General features: G+C 34.4%; 19 protein-coding genes and 1 tRNA gene. 11 read left to right on the top strand and 9 right to left on the bottom strand.

The genetic code is table 11. The annotated features are described in order from the left end of the window. Positions 1–242 precede the first annotated feature (242 nt). On the bottom strand, positions 243–1,778 hold the full coding sequence (gene gpmM, locus CF67_RS04420; protein ID WP_034414927.1) for a 2,3-bisphosphoglycerate-independent phosphoglycerate mutase: 1,536 nt from the start codon (positions 1,776–1,778) through the stop codon (positions 243–245). Positions 1,779–1,894: 116 nt separating this feature from the next. Continuing rightward, positions 1,895–3,775, bottom strand: coding sequence for a methyl-accepting chemotaxis protein (locus CF67_RS04405; protein WP_034414925.1), 1,881 nt, complete (start codon positions 3,773–3,775; stop codon positions 1,895–1,897). Between the two features lie 455 nt (positions 3,776–4,230). On the opposite strand from CF67_RS04405, the gene rfbB reads away from it, so the two are divergent. The 9 genes from rfbB (at position 4,231) to pgi (ending at position 14,359) form a co-directional block, all read left to right on the top strand. Beyond that, on the top strand, positions 4,231–5,286 hold the full coding sequence (gene rfbB / locus CF67_RS04400) for a dTDP-glucose 4,6-dehydratase (protein ID WP_034414923.1): 1,056 nt from the start codon (positions 4,231–4,233) through the stop codon (positions 5,284–5,286). Further along, positions 5,283–6,146, top strand: coding sequence for a glucose-1-phosphate thymidylyltransferase RfbA (rfbA, locus tag CF67_RS04395; protein ID WP_034414920.1), 864 nt, complete (start codon positions 5,283–5,285; stop codon positions 6,144–6,146). Before rfbB ends, rfbA begins: the two co-directional genes overlap by 4 nt. 15 nt (positions 6,147–6,161) lie before the next feature. Next, positions 6,162–7,040, top strand: a complete 879-nt coding sequence (gene rfbD, locus CF67_RS04390) for a dTDP-4-dehydrorhamnose reductase (RefSeq protein ID WP_034414917.1) — start codon at positions 6,162–6,164, stop codon at positions 7,038–7,040. Beyond that, positions 7,037–7,582 (top strand): dTDP-4-dehydrorhamnose 3,5-epimerase, encoded by a 546-nt coding sequence (gene rfbC / locus CF67_RS04385; protein WP_034414915.1) that lies wholly within the window; start codon positions 7,037–7,039, stop codon positions 7,580–7,582. Before rfbD ends, rfbC begins: the two co-directional genes overlap by 4 nt. 3 nt (positions 7,583–7,585) lie before the next feature. After that, complete coding sequence (locus CF67_RS05205) at positions 7,586–8,380, top strand: ABC transporter permease (RefSeq protein WP_034414913.1); 795 nt, start codon at positions 7,586–7,588, stop codon at positions 8,378–8,380. Next, complete coding sequence (locus CF67_RS04375) at positions 8,370–9,560, top strand: ABC transporter ATP-binding protein (protein WP_052538130.1); 1,191 nt, start codon at positions 8,370–8,372, stop codon at positions 9,558–9,560. The genes CF67_RS05205 and CF67_RS04375 overlap by 11 nt, the downstream gene beginning before the upstream one ends. Before the next feature lie 520 nt (positions 9,561–10,080). After that, the gene (locus tag CF67_RS04370; RefSeq protein WP_052538128.1) at positions 10,081–11,337 is read left to right on the top strand and encodes a glycosyltransferase; all 1,257 of its coding nucleotides are present in this window, start codon (positions 10,081–10,083) and stop codon (positions 11,335–11,337) included. 77 nt (positions 11,338–11,414) lie between these two features. Next, complete coding sequence (locus CF67_RS04365; protein ID WP_034414911.1) at positions 11,415–12,437, top strand: glycosyltransferase family protein; 1,023 nt, start codon at positions 11,415–11,417, stop codon at positions 12,435–12,437. A 266-nt stretch (positions 12,438–12,703) separates the two neighbouring features. Further along, positions 12,704–14,359, top strand: a complete 1,656-nt coding sequence (pgi, locus tag CF67_RS04360; RefSeq protein ID WP_034414950.1) for a glucose-6-phosphate isomerase — start codon at positions 12,704–12,706, stop codon at positions 14,357–14,359. Positions 14,360–14,782: 423 nt separating this feature from the next. Here the strand turns inward: pgi and waaA are convergent, their stop codons facing one another. From waaA to CF67_RS04330, 6 genes are all read right to left on the bottom strand, one after another. Then, positions 14,783–16,054 carry a lipid IV(A) 3-deoxy-D-manno-octulosonic acid transferase gene (waaA, locus tag CF67_RS04355; RefSeq protein WP_034414909.1) on the bottom strand — a complete coding sequence of 424 codons (1,272 nt, stop codon included), beginning with the start codon at positions 16,052–16,054 and terminating at the stop codon, positions 14,783–14,785. 343 nt (positions 16,055–16,397) lie between these two features. Continuing rightward, entirely contained in the window at positions 16,398–17,429 is a 1,032-nt protein-coding gene (gene waaF, locus CF67_RS04350; protein ID WP_034414906.1) for a lipopolysaccharide heptosyltransferase II, read from the bottom strand. A gap of 13 nt (positions 17,430–17,442) precedes the next feature. Then, a complete protein-coding gene (locus CF67_RS04345) occupies positions 17,443–18,651 on the bottom strand; it encodes an O-antigen ligase family protein (RefSeq protein WP_034414903.1) in 1,209 nt (402 codons plus the stop codon). 137 nt (positions 18,652–18,788) lie between these two features. Further along, a complete protein-coding gene (locus CF67_RS04340) occupies positions 18,789–20,549 on the bottom strand; it encodes a bifunctional glycosyltransferase family 4 protein/polysaccharide deacetylase (protein ID WP_034414901.1) in 1,761 nt (586 codons plus the stop codon). A gap of 322 nt (positions 20,550–20,871) precedes the next feature. Then, positions 20,872–20,948, bottom strand: a tRNA-Arg gene (locus CF67_RS04335). Between the two features lie 39 nt (positions 20,949–20,987). Next, the gene (locus tag CF67_RS04330) at positions 20,988–22,109 is read right to left on the bottom strand and encodes a flagella assembly protein FlgT (protein WP_034414948.1); all 1,122 of its coding nucleotides are present in this window, start codon (positions 22,107–22,109) and stop codon (positions 20,988–20,990) included. 163 nt (positions 22,110–22,272) lie between these two features. Here CF67_RS04330 and CF67_RS04325 point away from each other — a divergent pair, with 163 nt between their 5' ends. Both CF67_RS04325 and CF67_RS04320 read left to right on the top strand, forming a co-directional pair. Beyond that, complete coding sequence (locus CF67_RS04325) at positions 22,273–22,908, top strand: FlgO family outer membrane protein (protein WP_034414899.1); 636 nt, start codon at positions 22,273–22,275, stop codon at positions 22,906–22,908. A 17-nt stretch (positions 22,909–22,925) separates the two neighbouring features. Further along, a complete protein-coding gene (locus CF67_RS04320; protein ID WP_034414896.1) occupies positions 22,926–23,360 on the top strand; it encodes an LPP20 family lipoprotein in 435 nt (144 codons plus the stop codon). Here the strand turns inward: CF67_RS04320 and CF67_RS04315 are convergent. Next, entirely contained in the window at positions 23,357–23,782 is a 426-nt protein-coding gene (locus tag CF67_RS04315; protein ID WP_034414945.1) for a flagella synthesis protein FlgN, read from the bottom strand. The two genes, CF67_RS04320 and CF67_RS04315, sit on opposite strands and share 4 nt — an antisense overlap. Between the last annotated feature and the right edge of the window lies 1 nt (position 23,783).

Below are 23,783 nucleotides of genomic sequence, written 5' to 3'. Positions count from 1 at the left end.
GGTACTGAGTGTATACAAATATTGTGTCAGTTAGGTGTACACTATAGGGTCAATCTGACTCCTCTTCAATAAAATTTGTACGAGCATGAATTTTAGATTTATGAAATAATGTCTACTAAATCACGAAAAATCCATGAGAAGTGACTGTTAAGTCTTTAACATACAAAACTAAAGGTTGCTGCCTTTAGCTTACAATATTAATGTTATTCCGTAATGAGGGAATAGAATTACAAATAAACTGATTATTTCTGTATGAGTACTTCTCCACTCATTTCTTCTGGAATAGGAAGATTAGCTAAATTTAACATAGTTGGAGCTAGATCAGATAACTTACCATTTGATCTAAATTTGAACCTTTGTTTACCTATGTAAATTAGTGGTACTGGGAGATTAGTATGTGCTGTATGAATTTCCCCTGTTTTTGGATTAACCATCATTTCGGCATTGCCATGATCAGCAGTAATAAGAAGTTGCCCATCGACATCCTTGATGGCTTTAACTATTTTTCCGATACATGTATCAACTGCTTCGATGGCTTTTTTTGTAGCTTCATATACACCGGTGTGTGCAACCATATCTGGATTAGGGTAGTTACAAATAATTGCATCGTATTTATTAGATTTAATTGCGTCGATAAGTTCGTTCGTTAGTTCTTTTGAATTCATTTCTGGTTGTAGGTCATAAGTTGCAACTTTTGGAGAAGGAATCAACCGATGTTCTTCTCCTGTAAATTTTTTCTCAGTGCCGCAATTAAAGAAGAAGGTTACATGTGCGTATTTTTCAGTTTCAGAAATACGTAATTGAGTGCAACCTTGCTTAGATAACCATTCACCATATGTGTTTTTAAATGATGCTGGCGGAAAGACAACAGAAAGAGGTATATCAGTAGCATACTGAGTCAACGTGAGGAAATCAGTAGATGGATATACAGTACGCTTAAAATTATTGAATTCGGGCAAAAAAGAACGAGTGATTTGATGTGCGCGGTCTGCACGGTAGTTCATAAATATAACTGCATCGCCATTTTCAATATTTGCTGCTTTTTGGCCTTCTTTTTTGATTTTTGTTCCTTTAACGAACTCATCATTTTCGTTACGAGCGTATGCTGCATTTAGAGCTTCTACTGCAGTTCTGTATGTAAACTCAGCTTTGTCTAAGGTTAGAAGATCGTATGCAATTTGAATGCGATCCCAGTTGTTATCACGATCCATTGCATAGTATCGACCTATTAGGGACGCGATCCGACCTTTGCCAAGTTTTTTAAATAGTCTATCAAAACGCTTTAAAGAACTTTCAGCACTTCGAGGAGGTGTGTCGCGACCATCTAGAAAGCAATGTAAGTAAATTTTTTTTGCGCCACGATCTGCAGCCATTTCTATCGCTGCATAAATATGATCTTCGTGAGAGTGGACACCACCAGTTGATAAAAGACCTATTAAATGGATCGATCTACCAAAAGCAATTGCTTTATCCATCGTTTGAGACATAGCTTTAATTTTTACGAATTCGCCTTCAGAAATTGATTTATTAATACGAGTTAAATCTTGATATACGATGCGACCAGCACCAATATTGGCGTGACCCACTTCAGAATTACCCATTTGACCATCAGGTAGACCTACGCTTTTACCGGAAGCAGAGATAAGAGTATTAGGATTATTTTTAATTAATTCATTCATTACTGGTGTTTTTGCATTATTAATTGCATTTTTTGCATTATCCTCACTATGTCCCCAACCATCAAGAATGACTAGCGTTATTAATTTCTTAGCCGACATAATTAGACCTCCGTTAAGTTCAAGTTTTTTTAGAATGATGACTCTAAAAAACAGCAGTTATAGAAGATTGCTATGAAATTCTTAAAATCTTTAGTTGTTCATTAATTATAAGAACATTACACTTTGAAACGTTGAATTTGCTGACGCATGGATTTAGTTGCCTCATTCATGTTGATAGCACTTTCACTACTCCGAACAGCTTGGGTAGCCAAGGTATCTGAAGCATCTTTCACACCTTGAGTATTGCGGCTTATATCTTCGCTTACAGTGCGTTGTTCTTCAGCAGCATTAGAAATTTGAAGCGCCATATCGTTTATTTCAGTAATCGCTGACGTGATTTTGCTTAAGCTGTTTTGGGCTTTTTCAGCATAATTTACGCTGGTATCAGCTAGTTTCGTGCTGGTTTCCATACTATTAACAGCCTGACGAGTATTTTGCTGTAACGTTTCTATCATAGTTCTAATTTCTTCTGTTGAACCGTGAGTACGTTGACTTAGTACACGTACCTCATCAGCTACTACAGCAAAGCCTCTTCCTTGTTCGCCAGCACGGGCAGCTTCAATAGCAGCATTAAGTGCTAGCAAGTTAGTTTGTTCGGCAATATCTTGAATAGTTGATAGAATTTGATTGATACTCTGAGTATTGCTCTCTAATTCGCCTATGATATTTGCCGCTCCTGAGACTTGATTAGCTAGACTCAATATAGCTTCTTGATTTTGCTGAATAACATGCTGACCATCACTACAAGCATCAGCCGATGCTTGAGAAGCGTTTGCCGTCAAGGCGGCGTGCCTTGCTACTTCAGCTGATGTACTAGACATTTCATGTATCGCCGTAGCTATTTGGTTAATATCGTTTTGTTGATTTTCAATTTGATTTGCAGCTTCTTCAGAAATTTGGCTTGCTTGATTTGCTTGTATTGAAAGTTTTTGAGTATGGTCAACAATTCCACGAAACATATTTTGTAATTGATTTAAAAAATGATTGACATATTTGGCTAGTTCACCAATTTCATCCATACGCTTAATGTCAACTCTTTGAGTTAAATCGCCTTCACCTTCAGAAAGTTCTTGTAGAGCTTTAGATAGTATTTTTAGTGGTTGAAGAAGATGAGTGATGATCCAAGTGCTAATTGCTGCAATAAAAATGTAAAGAATGATGGGAGCAATGGTAGTAAAAGTAATTTGCTTAGATACTGATTTAAATGCCATATTTTTATCAATACCGATACCAAGCAACCAATCGGTATTAGGGATGCTCGAAACTAAAAGCAGTTTATCTCTCTTATTTGGCCAAGGGAGCGTCGATATATGAGATGAATTAGATAGCTCGTTCATTCTTTGAATAGTAAGAGCTGAGTTTAGGTGCGTGATCGGCTTTTGACTTAATGTTTCATTTTGGTAGGCAACAATATTATTGTGACCATCAACTAAAAAAGCGAAACCATCATGATCGAGTTTTATATTCAATACTTCATCAATTATGCTTGAAATTGTTAAATCTGCTGCTAGTACTCCGGTTTTACTACCTGAAAACGCCTTAGCAAAACTTATGACGATACTACCGTCGAAATCTTTGTAGGGTTTAGTGATTATAAGCTCTTGTTTAGATATTGCGTCTCTATACCAAGGGCGATTTCTAGGATCATAATCTTTTGGCCAATCTTCCGTTTTATCGCCATAAGCAATGCTGCCATCACTAAATCCTGCATAAACGGATAAGAAGTTACCAGCTTTTTTGGTGATTAGCATTTCCCTGTCAGCGTTATCTAATTCTAAGATGGCAAACTCATTAGCAAGCATCATATTTCCATGAATTTCTAGCCAATTTCCTATATAACGAGAAGTTGTTGCACTGACGTTTTTTATTTCACTATTAATTGCGCTAGTCGTTTCTTGTTTTAATTGATTAACTGAGATAAATGCCTGAACAGTGCTTACAATAGCGATAATGATTGCGATAGCAATTTGAATTTTAAATTTAATTGTATTTCTCATTATACCTATTCCTTTAATAGAGAACAATCAGTCTTACTTTAGTACAATTGCACATAATTTAAAGAGATACTAAAGGATATGCTCTATCATTAATTTGACTTAATTCTAATTATCTGGCAACTTAGAGATGTCCCTGATTCGCGATCATGCGTATCGTGTGGGTTCCGGTTCACTATTTCGTCTTAATTTACCTTATTTTTTGGCAATTGTACGCTAGAGTCTAGTTTCTTTCTGAATCTGGGTTCGTAATAGAAGAGCAATTCTATCACAATGTCTTGTTTTTAAACTAACGATTTGTATCTGTCCACTTCTGACGTATAAACACTTTAATTTGAAAGATTATTAGGTTCAGTAGCATAAAATACTCGTAAGAGCGTTTATAAGATAGGAAGTTTTGTTAAGTGATGAGTACTCTAATAAGCTCCTAGGAGGGATATATTTAAGAGACTACTATTATGAAAATATTAGTTACTGGTGGGGCAGGTTTTATCGGTTCTGCTGTCGTGCGCTATATAATTTTAAATACGAATGATGAAGTAGTTAATGTAGATAAGTTGACTTATTCTGGAAATTTAGAATCTCTTTCAGATATTAAGGAGAGTGAGCGTTATTGTTTTGAACAAGTAGATATTTGTGATTCTTCCGAATTAAAGCGTGTTTTTTTAAAACATAGGCCAAATGTTGTTATGCATTTAGCTGCTGAAAGTCATGTAGATCGTTCCATCTATCGACCTTCAGAATTTATTGAAACTAATATTGTTGGGACGTATACTTTGCTTGAGTCTTCTCGTACTTATTGGAATAAATTAGAAGATAGGAATCAGGCTACTTTTCGTTTTCACCATGTTTCTACTGATGAGGTATATGGGAATTTGGAACGAACGGACGCTTTGTTTACGGAAGATACACCTTATTCGCCCTCTAATCCTTATTCTGCATCGAAAGCATCTAGTGATCATTTAGTTCGAGCTTGGTTACGTACTTTTAGTTTCCCGACTATAGTTACTCATTGTTCAAATAATTATGGTCCTTATCATTTCCCAGAAAAATTAATTCCTCTTACGATCTTAAACGCCTTTGAAGGAAAGCCATTAACTATCTATGGAGATGGTATGCAAATTCGAGACTGGCTTTATGTTGAGGACCATGTGAGAGCTTTATACAAGGTGATAACAGAAGGAAAGGTTGGTGAAACCTACAACATTGGTGGCAACAATGAAAAAACGAATATGGAAGTAGTAGAGAGTATTTGTTCTTTATTAGAAAAGTTACTTCCAAGTAAACCTAAAGGTGTAAAAAAATACCAAGATCTCATTACCTATGTAAAAGAACGTCCAGGACATGATATTCGTTATGCTATTGACTCTTCTAAAATTCAAAGAGAGTTAAATTGGAAACCTCGAGAGACGTTTGACTCAGGTATCCGTAAAACTGTTAATTGGTATTTATGCAATAAAACTTGGTGGCGTAATGTTTTAGAGCATCCGAAAAAAGAGGTAAGATTGCGATGAAGGGAATTGTTCTCGCTGGAGGTTTTGGTACTCGTCTTTATCCAATTACTCGTGGTGTATCTAAGCAGCTATTGCCAGTATATGATAAACCGATGATTTATTATCCGCTTTCAACGCTTATGCTAGCGGGCATACGTGATATTTTAGTTATTACCACGCAAGAAGATCATAATAACTTTAAAAGATTACTAGGTGATGGTCAAGATTTTGGCGTTTCTTTGGCGTACGCTATACAGAAAAATCCAGATGGTTTAGCTAAAGCATTTATTTTGGGAGAAGAATTCATTGATAACGATAATGTGTGTTTAGTGCTTGGAGACAATATTTTCTATGGTCAGTTTTTTAGTCAAACTTTACGCAAAGTAGCTAAGCGTGATATTGGTTCAACAATATTTGCTTATCAAGTAAAAGATCCTAAACGTTTCAGTGTTGTTGAGTTTGATTCTAATATTACACCACTATCCATAGAAGAAAAGCCACTGCAACCTAAATCAAATTATGCAGTGACAGGGTTATATTTCTACGATAATCGTGTGGTTAGTTTCGCAAAGAGTGTCCCATTGTCAGAACGTAGAGAATTTGAAATTACTTCAATTAATGAGATGTATTTAAATGATCGAAGTTTAAACATTGAGTTATTAGGTCGTGGTTTCGCTTGGTTGGATACTGGAACACATGAAAGTCTTCATGAAGCTGCTTCTTTTGTTCAAACAATTGAGCATATTCAAGGTCTCAAAGTGGCTTGTCCTGAAGAGATTGCTTGGCGTAATGGTTGGCTAAATGATGAACAATTGCATGCTTTAGGAAAGGCAATGCTTAAAAATGAATACGGTCAATATTTACTGTCACTGCTCAAATAATGTGGAATTCTTAATTTGAAAATACTAATCACTGGAAGTAATGGGCAACTAGGTTGCAGTCTGATTTCAAAGCTTAATAATAAAGTTGATGTTTTAGCTATAACTCGTAGCGATTTAAACATCGTTGATAAGCAGGCAGTATTTGCGTGTATTAAAAAAATTAGGCCTGACTATATTCTTAATGCTGCTGCTTATACTGCAGTAGACAAAGCAGACCTGGAATTAGAGTTAGCTTTTAAGGTGAATTGCGATGGAGTAGCGTATTTAGCAGAAGCAGCACAAATTTTTGACTCAGTTTTATTTCACATATCTACTGATTATGTGTTCGATGGTTTAAGTAATAATGCGTATACAGAGATGGATGTTGCTCGACCTCAAAGTGTCTATGGAAAAAGTAAATTAGCAGGTGAGAAAATGGTACTTGCTTTATGTAAAAAGCACATAATTTTGCGTACTTCCTGGGTGTTTGGTGAACATGGTAACAATTTTCTCAAAACTATGCTTCGGCTAGCAAGAGTTGATGATGTGTTGTCAGTTGTTGATGATCAGTTTGGTGGTCCAACTTATTCAGGTGATCTTGCTGATGCTCTAATTACAATGTTAAAAGCTGTGAAATTGGATAAAAATCCTGAATGGGGAATCTATCATTTTTCTGGGCTACCTTATGTAAGTTGGTATGGATTTGCTAAGAAAATTTTTTTTGAAGCAGAGCGATCTGGAATGCTGATAAAGTACCCTAATTTGGCCCCAATATCATCTGGTAATTATCCAATGTTAGTGAAAAGACCACGTAATTCAAAATTAAACTCTAATAAAATTAATAGGATATTTGGTATTAAAGCAAGTAGTTGGGAAACTGCTTTGAAGAAAATTTTTATAAGTAGTTTTTTATGAAAATCATTCAAAGCGATATACCAGATATTAAAATAATTGAGCCTTCTATCTTTTCAGATGAGCGTGGCTTTTTTATGGAAACGTGGCATCAGAAAAAGTTTGGAGAGTTAGTAACAGGTAGGAGAACTATATTTGTCCAAGATAACCACTCTAAATCTAAGCAAGGTGTTTTACGCGGCTTGCATTATCAAACAGCAAATCCTCAGGGTAAGTTAGTACGTGTTATATCCGGTGAGGTTTTCGACGTTGTTGTGGATATTCGTAGGAACTCTCCAACATTTCGAGAATGGGTAGGTGTGTATCTTTCTTCTGAGAATAAGCGTCAAATATGGATACCAGAAGATGGATTTGCTCATGGCTTCTACGTAACTAGCGAAGAAGCTGAATTTGTGTATAAATGTACGGATTACTATAATCCTAAGGTTGAGATATCGATTCTTTGGAATGATCCGGAGATTTCGATAAAGTGGCCTATTGGTGAGTGTATGCCGATTCTTTCTGATAAAGACCAAAAAGGTATTAGTATAAAAACTATAAAGTAATTTATGATTAATGCGATAAACAATAAAGCAATATTAGTTTTTAGCCTAGCATTTCGAGATATTAGGTCTCGTTATAAGGGATCGGTATTAGGTTGGCTTTGGACTTTAATAACACCTATGGTAATGCTGGTAGTTTACACTTTCATTTTTGAATTCGTTTTTAAGTCTAGGTGGAGTGAAAGTAGTCTGAGCGGATATGATTTTTCTATTAATCTTTTTATTGGAATGATAATTTTTAGTTTTTTTTCGGAATGTTTCACGAGAGCTCCCTCGTATATTCATGCTAATACGAATTATGTTAAAAAAATTGTTTTTAATTTGGAAATAATACCTATATCGTATTTTGTGTCGGCGTTTTTTCATTTGTTAACAGGTTTGTTAATATGGTTTGTAATGATACAGATTGTATCTGACTTAACAGTTACTCTTTACAAATTTTTTTCATTAATTTTGGTTTTAGTCAGTTTTTCGATCATGACTTTAGGTGTAGGTTATTATCTGTCAGCTTTCGGAGCTTTTATTAGAGATACAAATCAAATATGTACTAGTTTAACCACTCTATTGCTCTTCATATCTCCTGTATTTTATGACAGCAGCGCCCTACCGGTTAGAGTATCAAATATAATTTTGTTGAACCCTATAAGTTATCCAATCTTAGAGATAAGAAGTGTTTTATTAAATGGGAGAAGTTTGGATTTTGATGCTTTCTTGGTATATAACCTATTTGGTATAACTATTTTTTTGACAGGAGTGGTTTTTTTTAGACATATGAAGAAAGGTTTTATCGATGTTGTGTGAGCCTGTCGTAGTACTAAGTAATGTAGCTAAGTATTTTTCTCAATCTAATTTACCAGTGAGAACGTTTGTTAGGGTATTTCTGAGTAGGGTTGTAGAACCTAGGGATAGGATTGTTGCTTTAGAAAATATTAATTTAAGTATTGGATCAGGAGAAACAGTAGGTTTAGTAGGAAGAAATGGAGCTGGAAAATCAACACTATTGAAATTGATATGTGGAATATCTAATCATGATGCAGGTTACATTAAAAGGCCAGAAAAAATAGGGGCTATTCTAGAGCTCGGTGCTGGTTTCAACCAAGAGTTTACAGGCAAAGAGAACGCTATATTGAGCGCTAGATTACAAGGGATAAAGATCAGGCACGTTAATAGCTATTTAGAGGAAATTCTAGAATTTTCTGAGCTCGGTAATTATTTTTTAAAACCAGTTAGAACATATTCTAGTGGGATGTATGCGAGATTAGCTTTTGCTGTTTCGATTATAATTGAACCTGATTTGTTAATCATCGATGAAGCTTTATCCGTTGGTGATATTCGTTTTCAAAGCAAATGTTTTCAAAAAATAGATAGTTTAAAAAAGAGTGGAACAACAATTATTTTTGTTTCGCATGACATTTTTTCAATAAGACGTATTTGTGATAGAATTATATGGTTAAAAGATAAAACTGTTTATAAGGATGGAGATGTCAAAGATGTATCTTCTCTTTACATTGAGGAAATGTATAACAGTGTAGAAAACACCAGTGATGATAGTAATACTAATAATTCCTGTAGAGTTTGGGGTGAGGATATAGGAATAATAAAAGATTGTTATTTAAGTAAAGACGTCATAAACCACAATGAGACTTTTTTTATAGCTTTATTATTAAATGCGGAAAAAGTAAGAATGTATGATGGACTCGTTCTATCGGTGTCAATCAAAGATAAAAATGGAGTAGACATAATAGTTTTATCTAATTTTTATAGCGAGAATGAAACTAATACAATAAAAGAAAGTACAATCAAGTTTGAATTAAAGAATATTTTAAGAGACGGTGATTATTTAGTAGCATGTTCTATCGAATTCATTCATGAAAGCGAAAGAAAGTATCTAGAACATCGTGACGATGCATGCGTTTTCAGATCTGTGTCGAATATTCCCATTCATGGGTTAGTTCTTCCTGAATTTAAGGTAGAAGTGTGATTCCATCCTTAATTAAGGATAGAGTTAGAGCTACTAGCTTCAAATTTGAGTTTTTTTATTTGCAAATAAAGCAAAGATGTCATAGAATCTGGTAGGGCCTTTTCGTAACTTTGTTACTAAATTAGGAAAAGTTAGGATACACGGAAGATTTATTCTGTTGGTATCCGTCAAAGATAAAAATAAAGTGGGACATAACAGTTCCTTTTTGTTCTTATACCGAAAGTCAAGCTAACACAATAAAAGAAAGTACAATCAAGTTTGAATTAAAAAAACATTTTTAAGAGACAGTGATTACTTAGCGGCGTGTTCTATTGAGCTTATATACGAGAACCAAAAGCAGCACTTAGTCATTAGAGCATTGTGACAAAACATAAGTTCTGAAGTCTGTGTTAAATGTTCCGATTCACGGACTAGTTTTTCTTGAAAGGAAGAAGCACAACTATATTCCTTATTAACATGTTAAGGATTAGTTGGAGACTTCTGATTCTAACTCAAAGTTTTTGTTGTTGGCAAATAAAAGATGGTAAAGTGTCGGTTAAATAAGTTTGTTTACTACTACAGAAAAATTGGAATTCTTGGGCTAACGAAGAAAATTTACTTTAAAATTATCTCAAAAACTCCATTATTCGATGGCTCTTTGTCTGATTCGAATAAAATCGTATACAAAAAAATATTAGATAAAATTATTTCTGAAAAAAAATATCGATATATATTTGTTTTTTTTCCTATCGTAGATTGGAAAATTGAACTATTTCAACGTCCTCATCACATAGCCAGCAGAATTGCTAGCGATGAGGTGCTTTACATATTTTGTACACCAAATTATTCAGATAATGTGAGTGGCTTTAAAAAAATGGGTAATAATCTTTATTTAACGGATTGTTTCGAGCTTGTAATTGGTATTGATGGATGTATTTTTCATTGTTATTCCACTGACAATTTTTTTTATGCTTCTAGCTATGAGCTATGTAAATCTGCTGTTGAAAACGGCAGAACTATCGTTTATGAATATATAGATGAGATACATGAGAATATAAGTGGTCAAAAAATTCCAAGAAAGGTATTCGATAAACATAATATGTTTTTGAAAGATGAAAGAGTTATTTGTATCGCTAGCGCTGATAAATTGATAGAAGATGTTAAAAAAGTTAGAACGAACAACTATAAGTTAGTTACTAATGGTGTGGATGTTGAGCATTTTAGAAAGAATATCAACAAGCATATTTTACCTAATATTTTAAAATCTATTGTTAGTTTAGCTGTAAAAAATGATAAGAAAATAGTTGGATATTTTGGCGCCTTTGCATCGTGGTTCGATTATGAGCTAGTGACAGAAGTGGCTAAAACTGGCGACTATGAAATAGTGCTTATAGGCGTAGATTACGATGGTACGATTGCATCATCAGGATTTAATCAATTTAAAAATATTCATTATTTGGGCCCAATTGAATATCAGTTTTTGCCAGATCACGCTGTTTGGTTTGATATATGCATTATACCGTTTTTAATTAATGATATTACAATATCCACGTCACCTATTAAGCTTTTTGAGTATATGGCAATGGAAAGACCGATTGTGACGACGGCGATGCCTGAATGTATGAAGTATAAAGGGGTATTTATTGGTGAAAATCATAGTGATTTTATTAAAAAGTTGGATTACGCATCGAGAATAGGTAACAACAATGATTATGTATCTGGCTTGTTAGAGTTGGCTCATGAGAACTCTTGGAATCAAAAGGCTAGAGATATTTTAGAAATGGTTAAGTTAATTTGAGAATTGTTTACTTTTCGCCAATTAGTATTAACTCGTATACACAGAGGCCCCATTTTTTTGTTTTAGAGTTAGTTAAAATGGGGCATTGTGTTTTGTGGGTAGAGCCATATCCAACGAGAATAGTTAGGTTCAATGATTTTTTTTTAAGAAAAAACGAGGTTAAGTTTCAAGATCCTACGTTTAAAAGTGTTCTAGTTATTAATCCTAAAGCTATACCCTTTGAGCCTTTCAAGATAAGCAATTTTGTCAATTTTGCGTTATGGAAAGCGGTAATCAATAAAATTAAAAATTTTGAACCAGAAGTAATAATTGCTGGCAAACCATCTAAATTAGTTAATTTTTTTTATAAAAGATATCCTAATATACGGTTAGTTTTTGATTTTATGGATAATTTCCCAAATTTCTATTCAGGTATCTCCAAGAGATCCATGCAAAACCAATTAGATGAATTAATGAGAAATGCCGATTTAGTAATCGCAAGTTCAGAGACATTATTTAGGAACGCTAAACTTAGGGTACGTTCTTGTATAAAAATACCTAATGGCTATAAATCGGACGATCTTCCTAATCAAATTAGCGAAAACAAAAAAAGACAGCCTAATTTTGTGTATATTGGCGCGGTTTCTCACTGGTTTTGTTGGAATTCTTTAATAAAAATTTGCCACCTTTATCCATTATCAAAGGTTCATATCATTGGACCCTGTTATTCAACAATTCCAAAAAAACTGCCAAAAAACGTAATTTTTCATGGTGTAGTGAAAAGAGAAAAAGCTGTGATGTTAGCAGCAAGCGCAGATCTTGGATTGATTCCATTCAAAGTTAACAGTTTAACTGAATCTATAGATCCTATTAAATATTATGAGTATAGGTGCTTAGCTTTACCTGTTCTTTCATCTAAATTTGGAGAAATGGACTTACATGCTAATGATGATGGTTTGTTTATATATAGGAACTTAAATGAAATTGATACTCTACTGTTGAATTCTCTTAACAGAGTACGGGATGATATGGATATAGTATTTAAATTTAGGAAAAAGTGCTCTTGGGCAATGCGATTTAACAGCGATATTCTGAGTTATATTCTTCTTGGTAAGGAATAGGCTTAAAAGTGCTTCATTATTTTTTGTAAAAGTTAGCGTTTGTACGTGATCTTCTTTTTCATCACCGCTGTGCAGTTATTTATTGCATGCTCTTTCGTCTTAGCTCTTTTCGCTTTTATGAGTAGCTGTCTTAGGCGTTCAGTATAGGTATCGTGTTAGTTATTCTCTACGTGGAATTTCGCTAGTCGACAATTTTTTAGAACGATTGTAAGAAGCGTTATGCGTTGTAAACTAGAATTTTCAATAATATGGATTGGAGTAGAATTATATTGAAAAATGTTAATCCAACACAAACAAAGGCTTGGCAAGCTTTAAAAGAACACTTTGAAGCAGTTCAAAATATGGATCTGAAAACCCTGTTTTCCCTGGATTCTCAACGTTTTGATAAACTATCGATCCGTTTTGGTTCAAATATTCTTGTTGATTACTCAAAAAATTTAGTCAATGAAGATACAATTAAAAATTTGTTAGCTTTAGCTAATGAAACTGAGTTGAAGATAGCTATTGAATCGATGTTTAATGGTGAAATAATTAACCACACTGAAGATCGCGCTGTTCTGCATGTAGCGCTACGTAACCGCAGTAATAAGTCCATAATGGTTAATGGTAAGGATGTTATGAAACTTGTAAATGTGGTGTTAGAGAAAATGAAATTTTTCTCGGATTGTATTATTAACGGTGTGTGGAAGGGTTACACAGGTAGAGCTATTACTGATGTAGTAAACATTGGTATTGGTGGTTCCGATCTGGGTCCTTGCATGGTGACCGAAGCATTGGCACCATATAAAAACCATTTAATCTTACACTTTGTCTCTAATGTAGATGGAACTTGTATTGTAGAAACTCTAAAAAAATTAAATGTAGAAACAACATTATTTTTGATTGTATCTAAAACATTTAGCACTCAAGAAACTATGACAAATGCTTATAGCGCTCGGGATTGGTTTCTTAAATCAGCCTGTAAGTTAGATATTGCGAAACATTTCGTGGCTATTTCTACAAATAAAAAAGCAGTAGCTGAGTTTGGTATAGATACTGATAATATGTTTGAGTTCTGGGATTGGGTAGGAGGGCGTTATTCGCTATGGTCTGCGGTAGGTTTATCTATCGCACTGGCTATAGGTTATGAAAATTTTGTTGAGTTATTGGAAGGTGCTCACGAAATGGATAATCATTTTGTTTCAACAGAATTTGAAAAAAATATTCCCGTTGTGCTCGCTCTTATTGGACTGTGGTATAGCGACTTCCATGGTGCGGAATCAGAGGCGATTCTTCCTTACGATCAATATATGCACCGTTTTGCTGCATATTTTCAGCAAGGTAATATGGAATCAAATGGTAAATATATAGATCGTAACGGTAAGGCTGTTACGTATCAAACCGGTTCAGTTATTTGGGGTGAACCAGGGACTAATGGTCAGCATGCTTTTTTCCAGCTTATTCATCAAGGCACTAAACTGATTCCATGTGATTTTATCGCACCTGCTATTAGTCATAATCCTCTAGGTGATCATCATCAAAAGCTTATGTCTAACTTTTTTGCGCAAACTGCAGCATTAGCATTTGGCAAATCTGAAGAGGAAGTGAAAGAAGAGTTTGAAAAAATTGGAATAAATGCCAATACTGAGGAAATAAAAGCATTAGTTCCTTTTAAGGTATTTCAAGGTAATCGTCCGACAAATTCTATTTTGGTTAAACAAATTACTCCTCGAATTCTAGGCAGTTTAATTGCAATGTATGAACATAAGATTTTCGTTCAGGGCGTTATTTGGAATATTTTCAGTTTTGATCAATGGGGTGTTGAGCTTGGTAAGCAAATTGCAGATCGTATTTTACCAGAGCTTTTTGAAGATGCAGAGAGTTGTTTACATGATAGTTCTACTAACGGTTTAATTAATATGTTTAAAGAGTTTAGATCGTAATTTTGTGGATTTGATTACTTTATTTTCACATATATGTTGGTTTTTTAAAATGCTTAGAGCGTCTTGTTTTTAGTTGACAATGGGCGTTTCAAAAACTTGCTGGAAGATTTACTTTCAATTTGATGAAACTTCTTAATCAATCAGTATTCATTGAGTGGCGTGATTTAAACTAAGTTTGAAACTGTTGATGAGGATGTAAAATGAGTGCTATTACTCAGTAGGTACACATTTTTTATAGACGTAATGATATTCGTTTTTCTGCTGTAGTACGTCTTCGCATAGTATACTCTGAATCAAAGTATATTTTTGCAATCTCAGACGTTATGCTACAGATCGTCTGTCATAACTTAATAATGACATATTTAGGGAAACTACTTGGTTTTTAATTGTGCTTTATTACTGTAGAGTAATAAAAGACTTCTCCTATTTTACGTCATTTTGGATGAAATCTATGGTCTTGCCTGTAGCGCCTTGATTCATTTTCATCACCGCTACCGCGTTATTTCCCATGCGATCGATTTTATTTGGAAATTTAAAGAGTTTTTTTAAGGCGTTGGCTAGTTCCGTTGGGTTATAAATGATTTGAATAGCTCCGTGTTTTTGTAATTTATGCACAATCGTTGAAAAATTAAAGTAATTTGGTCCTGTTAAAATAGGCTTCGCGAGCGCTGCAGGTTCTAGAACATTGTGTCCACCGATTTTGCCTTCTATCAGGCTTCCTCCCATAAAGCATATGTCCGCTGCCCCTATAATGGTTAGCATTTCACCCATAGTGTCCGCTATATAAATATGTTCTTTATTCGTTGGTTGTTTATTTTTACTTCGTCTAGAATATTTAAATGCTTTTTCTTCACACAGCTTGGCTACAGCATTGAATCTTTCTGGATGTCTAGGTGCGATGATGAGTAAACTATTTGGAAGATCGGATAGGAGTTGATAATGAGCAACAAGAATTTGACGTTCTTCTCCATGATGAGTACTTACTGCAACCCAAATAGGACGATCACTTCCAAGTTGACTACGTAATTGTTTTCCTTTGTTTAAAATATGGTGGTCAATATGTAAATCAAACTTTATTGATCCAGTTACAAAGATTTTATTGCGAGGGATTCCTAACGTAATAAAATTTTCTGCATCAGTTTGGTATTGACAAAGAAAGTGATTAATGTTTTTAGCAAAAAAATGAAATAGATTATTTACTTTCTTATACCGTTGCATTGAATGTTTAGATAAGCGCGCATTTACTATAATTATAGGAATACCGGCTTTATTAACAGCACGAATCGTATTCGGCCAAAGTTCTGTTTCCATTATTAGCATTTTTTTTGGTTTAATAGTTTGTAGAAAATTTTCAACAGCAAACACAAAATCAATAGGCATATATCGGTGTTCGATTGATGAGCTGAACTTTTTAACCTGTTCGGCCCCAGTAGACGTTGTTGTTGTAATTAGTATTTTCTCATTCGGATAATTTTTCTTAAGGAATTTAATGATAGGGAAAGCCGTGATGACCTCGCCGACAGATGAGGCATGTATCCATATTGGTTTTTGTTTATACTTTAATCTTGGGACATTACCAAAATATTCTTTCCAACGTTTCCGGATTGATGATTTTTTTGTTTTTTTTATATATAAAACAGTAAAAAAAATAGGAAAAACAAGAATTAAGATGAAGTTATATATTAATCTTATCACAGTAAGGCCTTATAAAATAAGAGTATTTACGTACTTGGAAAAGTTTTTTGTATGTCGAAATAGATACCTAAGTTTAGATGTATAGTTAGAATTTCGGAATCACTTTTTCTTTTTTTCAAGATAGATGTAACTTACAACACAACAGATGACTCAGTAGTAGGCCGAGTGCGTCTAGATGTTTAATTAGGATGAGGAATGCTTCGCGGAAGTTAACACAAAGATTGCTTTACTTAAAGTGGTAGATGAATATAACTGAAAGTTTTAACCAAAGTTAAAGAAGAACCATAATAGAAACTTTTCTAATTATAATGTACGTTGTATTTGGACCAAAGGAACCTTACATTTATTTAATAAATGATTTAAGTACGTCAATTACAATATTCGGTGTAAGTTTATTCAAACAGTTTAGATGGTTCAAAGGACATATACGTTTGAAACATGGTTGACAATCAATGTTAATATGTACCGTTTTCATTTTTTTTGTTAGAGGAGGTGTATATTGTGGCGAGCTTGAACCATAAATTCCTATGATGTTACAGTCAACAGCAGCAGAGACGTGCATAAGACCAGAGTCGTTGCTAATGACTGTATGGCAAACTGCAAGTAAATCAATAGCTTCAGTTAGACTTGTTTTTCCAGCTAGATTCCGACATGTACTCTGTTGTTCTCTAGAGAGGGTATGCTTAATTTGTTGGCAGGTATTCTTATCTTTTTTTGAACCAAATAACCAAATTTGAAACCCACTCATGATAGCATATCGGCTAACTTCAGCATAGTAAGTTTTAGGCCATTTTTTTGCCGGACCAAACGCAGATCCAGGACATAATCCAATAACTGGTTTTTCATATGGATTTAAATGTAATCGTGCCATAGCTTGTTTTTGGGCAATTTTATTAACGGTTAAAGCAGGTTGAGGACATTTCTTTAGCGTAATATTATTTTTAGTTGTATCTTGTTTGTAGGCTAGGGTTACATACCTTTCGACCATATGCTGAAACAGATGTTTATTTATTCTTAAGTCGTTTAACAAACCATAACGCCATTCTCCTCTCCAACCTATTCGTTGCTTAATGCCAGCGAATAATGGAATAAGCGCTGATTTAGCAGAATTAGGGAGTACGTAAGTGTGCGTATACCCATTTTGGGCAAGTTGGCGTCCTAGCCTCCAGCGGTCGCGAATATTAAGTTCACTATGATCCATTGGCATTTTAATGATTTGATGAATTTCTGGCATTCTTTCTAAAACGGACCTGCTCCAAGATGGGGCGAGTACATCTAGTTTAGCATTAGGATAAAGCTGCTTTAAAGTCGAGTACAAACTTTGTGCCATCACCATATCTCCGATCCATGATGGTCCTACGATAAGTATTTTCATCTATCTGATAATGCTATCTTTCAATTTGTATTAAAGCGAAGAAAGTTGCTAGCATAAAACCATAGAAAGCGCTGATTAGGTTTGCTTGCAACAGTACTTCTGTAAGGGAATAAATGGTGAATCCGGCTACGAAAGTTGCAGCACTGAGGGCAGTAATACTTCGTGTTCGTAAATAATTGCGAGAAAAAATAGTCAATGGTAAAAATAATGTTCCAATTAACCCTATTATTCCTAGAAGTCCATTGCTGGCTAGCATTTCAAAATATTGGCTGTGTGCATGTCCGCGTTTAATATCAAGATTGGATCTTGTGGTTTCTTCTTGTTCAGAAAGTTTTTTATTTAACGCTTCACGTTCTGGGTATGTCAAACCGATAAGTGGACTTTGTATGAAAGCTTTTGATGCTGCTTCCCAAAGTTGTATGCGTCCCCCAGAAGATACTGAGTAGTTAATATTGCCAGAGGCAATGGCCGCAAACTCTTTGATAGTAAAATTAATACGTTCTTTGAAATTGGAAGAAATAAAGCAACTGATTAGCATAAGGAAAGAAAATGTAAAAATGACCGATACTACCTTTTTGAAAGATAGGTAATTCCAGTTTAAAAGTGCGATAAACATTATGAGTATTGGAATAGCAAAGATAGCTCCCCGTGTAAAAGTCAGACATGTGCTAATACAAGCAGCTACAAAAGATATCCGTAGCCACCATTTATATGGACTACTGGGGCTCAAACACACTGATAGAAATGCCAAAGAACAAGATAAGTAGCCAAAATTAATACTGTATAACCATCCATCAACTCGGGTTAGGCCAAGTAGAAAATATTGATAAATAGCTATGAAAAACGAACCAAACGCTCCCCACACTACCCCTAAAGATAGAGCTTTAATTGGTATGGTTTTTTCACTAAAATTATGTTTGATAAATAGATATATGGGTATGCAAAGTGCTAAACGGATACCGCCTTGAAAGTACCTAAATTGGCCAGTATCTATGATAAAATTTGGGATATTGACAATCAAATAAATACCTAGACTCATCATTACTAGATAATCAAATGCATTAATTTTAAGTGGAATTTTAGTTTTTACTAAGTAATATATGGAGTATACCGAAAGTATTGCAATGACAATTACACTAAAGTTTTTTGTCCAAAGTAGAAAAAAAGGTACTAAAAATAATGCAGTTGTGAATAAATTTTTATTGATGTAATTTGAGTTCATAGTATTTTACACCTGATCAGCTCAAGGGGGTAAGGCTGAATTTTATAAGTTATCGCTAACTTAATTTCACTTATGTTTTTTCTTTCTAGAAAGAATCGAATTAGCTTAGCTGATATTAAGTGCTTCTAGATACTATCCTATTTTTTAAGAAAGCGAGTACAGAAAATTTTTCTCCACAATCCAAAGACACTAGTTCTTGGAAAAATGGCTATTCGAGAAATTTGATAGAGATCGCTATGTGTGTCCAATTGTTTCCCATTAGTTGCAACTGCATACTGATAACCAACTTTTTTTGCTATATCTTTTGAATCTTGATTGTATTCCCCATAAGGGTAGGCAAAAGAGATTAGCTTCCTACCAAGCAATTTCTCTAAATATATTTTATTCTTCTCTATTTCCATTTTTTGTTCTTCAAAAGTCAAAGTGTTTAAACGAGGATGGGTTAAAGTATGACCACCAATTTCGACATGACCTGAATCTGAAATTGTTTTAATCTGCTCTAGTGTCATTAGTGGTATTAGAATATCGGGATTAGTTTTGACTTCAACATCCCAGCGATTAAAGTTTTCTTTGGTGACAGCGTATACTACAGCCTTAAAGTTATATTTTTTGAGAAGCGGTAATAATAAGTAGTAGTTATCCTCGTAGCCGTCATCAGCTGTAATTATGATGTAACGTTTTTTAAGTTCAAGTCGAAAAATTTTTTCTTTATTCGCTAAATCTTCAAATGTTAGTGTTTCAAACTTCATCCTTTTCAATAACTTGAAATGCTTTTCAAGCATTTCAACATGAAGATATGTGCCATGTACTCCTTTCTCGCTATCATTTTGAATGAAGCGATGATACATGATAATCGGTATTTTTTTAAGAAATTTTTCAACATAGGTAGTCTGATAAATGTTTTCTAACTGATCAACTATTTTGTTTAGATCGTAGTTTTGTCTAACTATATTGGTAACTTGCTTTGAGCAATATTTATTTTTTAATCCTTTTTCTACTTCTGATTTAATTTTCAAAAAATCAATATCAAGTTCTTTTGAACCTGTATCGCCAAAATTGGTAGCTATTGCTTGAGAAATATTATTTTGATTAATAATTCCGATCGCGCCAGCTTCACCAATCGCGAAAGTTGGTCTTCCGCATAGAAGAGATTCCATCGCAACTCGGCCTGCACCGATCACTAAATCTGATTGAGTGAGTATTTCAGTTATATTTTGAGAGTGTCCAAAAAAGTTTACTTGAGATGAGAATTTGTCAAAAGAAGGATCTATTTTCGAAGCTGAAATTACTTGGACATAGTATTTATCAAAATCTAAGCACTCATCAAGAAGTTTGTAGCAAAGCTCACCTTTAGGACCAGTTAATCTTCCAATAATACTGATAACGGGTTTATCATTAGTTGGAGCAGCATGCCAAAAAAAGTCTTCTGTTCTAACACCATTGCGATTTATGCTGATAATATCAGTAGGAACTTTAAAATCATGAATGAGTTGCTTGTAGACTTCTTCGCAGACTGGAAGCACTTTATCACCCATTGCATGAACTTTTTTGCTTGATGTGTGTACTGATTGACGACCATGTATGCTTGTCACCATGGCAATGCCAGTTATTTTGCACGCAAAATAACAACTCCATCTTGAAGAGCGAGAATGTGCGTGTACTAACTGAATCTTATTCTTTTTAATCAAATAGAGCAAATATCCCACATGCCAAAAGCGACGAAGTATACTACGTTTATTGAAATGTAGTTTGTAAAATGTTCCTCTATGTGTTCTAGTTAATGTATCAGATACATAGTAAACATTGTATCCATGAGAAATTAACTTATCGCCAACAGTCGTCGCATAAACTTCAGCTCCAGTAATTTCTAGTTGGGATAAAGCCATCAGTATATTCATATTTTTCCTAAGTATTATTAAGATGAGCTTCGACTTGACATTTTAGATACTGATTGAGTCAAATAAAAGTGTTTATATCGATAAGTTTCAGGTGATTTTAGGAGCTGAATTAGTATTTTTGATACTTACTGATGTTTAGTAATACAAAGTTATCATTAGATGGATATATCCAATGATATTTTGCAGTATAATCTGAGTTTTTATTAGGTTAGGGAATACTAAAAATCATAATTGATAGCAACTGCATGTTTAAAAGAAGGTACTTTAATTAGGTTAGATATTGAAGAGAAATAGTATGCAAATTGCGTAAATAAAATGAACATGGCGCTCCCAATAGGATTCGAACCTATGACCTATCCCTTAGGAAGGGAGTGCGCTATCCGACTGTGCCATGGGAGCAGAGAAAAATAATGAGATTCATCAGTTTTTTCTAATCAACTAAGACAGTTTATGAACCAGATCGCCAATTTGTATACTTCTTCCTAGATCTTCTTGATCAATTTTTAGTTCAGCTTGATTGTCATAAACGCGAAAGACTGTAAGTGTGATCTTACTTTGATTTACTACATTCCTGGCTAAACCTTTTCTATCAATGAATGATCCAATATGCCAAAGTTGTACTCGATCTCCCTCTTTTACACCATGTAAGCGTCCTAGATTGATTATTACTGTGCTTCTAAACTTAGCTACTACTTCAGGTAGAGTAATTTTGCAAGATATTTGAGATTCCAGATCTAACATTATATTGCGAACTACTCGCATCAACATTTTTCCATAATGAGAGTTCCAGAAGTGAGCGCTTTTGGTATTTATTTTACTGATACGAGAAAACGGCCATGTAGCAACTTCACGATAATTCTGGTTATATATCTTGCGACCACTTTTTCCATTGAAGATTTCCATTTCAATAGCGAACTGACGTTGGATTATATCATTTGTGATTAATTTTTTATTAACTGTCGTAGTCAGATCCACAATTTTACCAGTAATGATGTATTGAGCGCCAGTATCTTGAGCGATCATTTTTAATCGTTCCGGATAGTTTTTATTTATTTCGTAGTCTGTTATACCGACAGATGAAAAACTTTTCGATTCTTGATCTAACTGATGGTTGAGCATATGAGTAAGATCGTTACCAATATTATAAATTTTCCCAATAACTGCTTGCTCTGGAAAGGCCAAACTAATTTTGTTTAGCAAGAAAGTTTTTTTATATTGATCAACATGGCAAGATGTTGCCGAGGGATAAATATCAATTTGAGCTTCAATAGATATCATGTTATTCTGTATTTTTTGTTGTTGTACTGATATGTAGCGGACTTCATGATTTGTAAATTGGTACTCCTTTTGGTCACTTTTGAGATAAGGCCTTAACCTGTTGATACTTCCTAGATCTGCTCCAGAAAATTGAACGACCTTAAATAAGGCATCCTCTAAGGCATGAATACGTGCTACTTCCTCAGAAGAAACTATGGTTGCTACCCCAGTAACCTCGTACCATATCGCGTAAGAGCATTTTATGTAAAATATTGTTAAAAACAGTAGTGTACTTTTTTTCATTATACGTTGGCCAATTGGGCGCAATTTTTGCGTTACAAATTTATTAGGGATTACTTTTTTCTTAAAAAAATAGAGTTGGTAGGCAAGGAATGTTCCAAATCTAGTGATGAAATTGAATAACTGAACATTCGAGTACCTACTGCTATCTGGAGATAATTAAAGAATGAAAAAATGGTTACTGCTGATATCGATAATATTTCTGGCTGCTTGTGCTTATGCTCCAATTTATAATGGAAAAGAACCTTATTCTGGTTCTCAGTTTGTATTGATGAAAAGTCCGCGTCATACATTAAATTTTTTCGTTGAAAGTATGACTGAAGATTTGATAATGTCAAATACGCGAGTCTCCTCACAAACACCTATTGCAATAGTTTCATTTGTTGATTTACAGAGTATGGATACGACAAACTGGCTCGGTAACGCAGTTTCAGAAGGTTTTATTTATCAATTTCAAAGACATGGGTTTAGAGTAATTGATTTCAAGACAACAGGCTCAATCCAAGTAACTCGTCAAGGTGAATTTGCTTTCAGCCGAGATTGGAAAAAGCTAGAGAAAGAACAGGAAATTCAGTATATCCTAACAGGAACCATGATGCGTCAGGAAGGAGGCGTATTAGTGAACGCTCGTATAATTGAGATGCAATCTCGTGTAGTCGTTGCTTCTGCGCAAGGTTTTTTGCCAGCGGATCGTATTGGTCGAGACCTAGATACGCTAAATTCTATTAGCGAGCAAAACGGTATTTTGATGCGCTCAGATTCCATAATAAATCAACCATATACTATAATTTTACGGCCATAGGTAGAATAGGTTTTGCAGTGAATAAATGGATTGTATTTTTTGTTGTATCAACTCTGGTCAGTTGTCAACCATTATCTAATATACGCCGGGATGATTGGTTTGTAGCTGTTGGTTACGCTAATATCAGTGAGCAAAATGGGAAAAATTATGCAGAGAAGCAAGTACGTGCGATGCGTGCATCGAAAATTGATGCTTATCGAGAGCTTGCTGAACAAATTTATGGAGTTAGAGTCAGTGGTAGTATATCTTTGGAAGATCAAAGCTTGGGAATAGAAGTTACTGCTGGTAATGTGGACGGGGTGGTCAAAGGGGCTGAAGTTGCAAGAAGTTACAAAGTTGGAGATACTTATGTAACAGAGCTCCGTTTAGATACAAGAAGAATGAGTAAACTACGCAACTACCGCGCACCTCAAAAAGTGCCGAGTAACGCTGAGAATAAGACTTTTTTTTAGGCTTTAATATTAGTGCCCAGCGTAGGCCGTGAGTTTTTTTGACCAATTGAATTATAAGTTATTCCGGTGTTACTTTGTTCTTGTTGTATCAGACTATTTAATCTATTAAAGCTTAATTTAGTACGATTTAGTGCTTCGCCATTTATGAGGTTGGCTTGTTTACAGTCGTGAATGATTGTACGTATCCTTTCAACAATACCCTTGAGATACTTATCTTCTGTTAGAGTAAGAATATCTGGATGAGCACCAATGCGATTGTCAGTTTTCTTTAGTTGATTGATTAGAGTGATTTTTTCTTTGGCAAGTTGTTCGATATCGTTGGAAATACGATATGCTACTGCTAGCTTTTCTTTTGTTAAGAGGTCGGAGAGCTTATCCGCGTTTTTTAGTTGAAATTCGAGTAAGCTAAACAATGTTTCCATT

Source organism: Candidatus Photodesmus blepharonis, from assembly GCF_000731795.2.
In the GTDB taxonomy this organism is placed as follows: domain Bacteria; phylum Pseudomonadota; class Gammaproteobacteria; order Enterobacterales; family Vibrionaceae; genus Vibrio; species Vibrio blepharonis.
This window is presented reverse-complemented; position numbering and strand designations above follow the sequence as displayed.

Excerpts from the sequence above, each read along its gene's own strand:
- gpmM (WP_034414927.1), bottom strand. The coding sequence starts at position 1,778 with ATGTCGGCTAAGAAATTAATAACGCTAGTCATTCTTGATGGTTGGGGA.
- CF67_RS04405 (WP_034414925.1), bottom strand. The coding sequence starts at position 3,775 with ATGAGAAATACAATTAAATTTAAAATTCAAATTGCTATCGCAATCATT.
- rfbB (WP_034414923.1), top strand. The coding sequence starts at position 4,231 with ATGAAAATATTAGTTACTGGTGGGGCAGGTTTTATCGGTTCTGCTGTC.
- rfbA (WP_034414920.1), top strand. The coding sequence starts at position 5,283 with ATGAAGGGAATTGTTCTCGCTGGAGGTTTTGGTACTCGTCTTTATCCA.
- rfbC (WP_034414915.1), top strand. The coding sequence starts at position 7,037 with ATGAAAATCATTCAAAGCGATATACCAGATATTAAAATAATTGAGCCT.
- CF67_RS05205 (WP_034414913.1), top strand. The coding sequence starts at position 7,586 with ATGATTAATGCGATAAACAATAAAGCAATATTAGTTTTTAGCCTAGCA.
- CF67_RS04375 (WP_052538130.1), top strand. The coding sequence starts at position 8,370 with ATGTTGTGTGAGCCTGTCGTAGTACTAAGTAATGTAGCTAAGTATTTT.
- CF67_RS04370 (WP_052538128.1), top strand. The coding sequence starts at position 10,081 with ATGGTAAAGTGTCGGTTAAATAAGTTTGTTTACTACTACAGAAAAATT.
- CF67_RS04365 (WP_034414911.1), top strand. The coding sequence starts at position 11,415 with ATGGGGCATTGTGTTTTGTGGGTAGAGCCATATCCAACGAGAATAGTT.
- waaF (WP_034414906.1), bottom strand. The coding sequence starts at position 17,429 with ATGAAAATACTTATCGTAGGACCATCATGGATCGGAGATATGGTGATG.
- CF67_RS04345 (WP_034414903.1), bottom strand. The coding sequence starts at position 18,651 with ATGAACTCAAATTACATCAATAAAAATTTATTCACAACTGCATTATTT.
- CF67_RS04340 (WP_034414901.1), bottom strand. The coding sequence starts at position 20,549 with ATGAATATACTGATGGCTTTATCCCAACTAGAAATTACTGGAGCTGAA.
- CF67_RS04330 (WP_034414948.1), bottom strand. The coding sequence starts at position 22,109 with ATGAAAAAAAGTACACTACTGTTTTTAACAATATTTTACATAAAATGC.
- CF67_RS04325 (WP_034414899.1), top strand. The coding sequence starts at position 22,273 with ATGAAAAAATGGTTACTGCTGATATCGATAATATTTCTGGCTGCTTGT.
- CF67_RS04315 (WP_034414945.1), bottom strand. The coding sequence starts at position 23,782 with ATGGAAACATTGTTTAGCTTACTCGAATTTCAACTAAAAAACGCGGAT.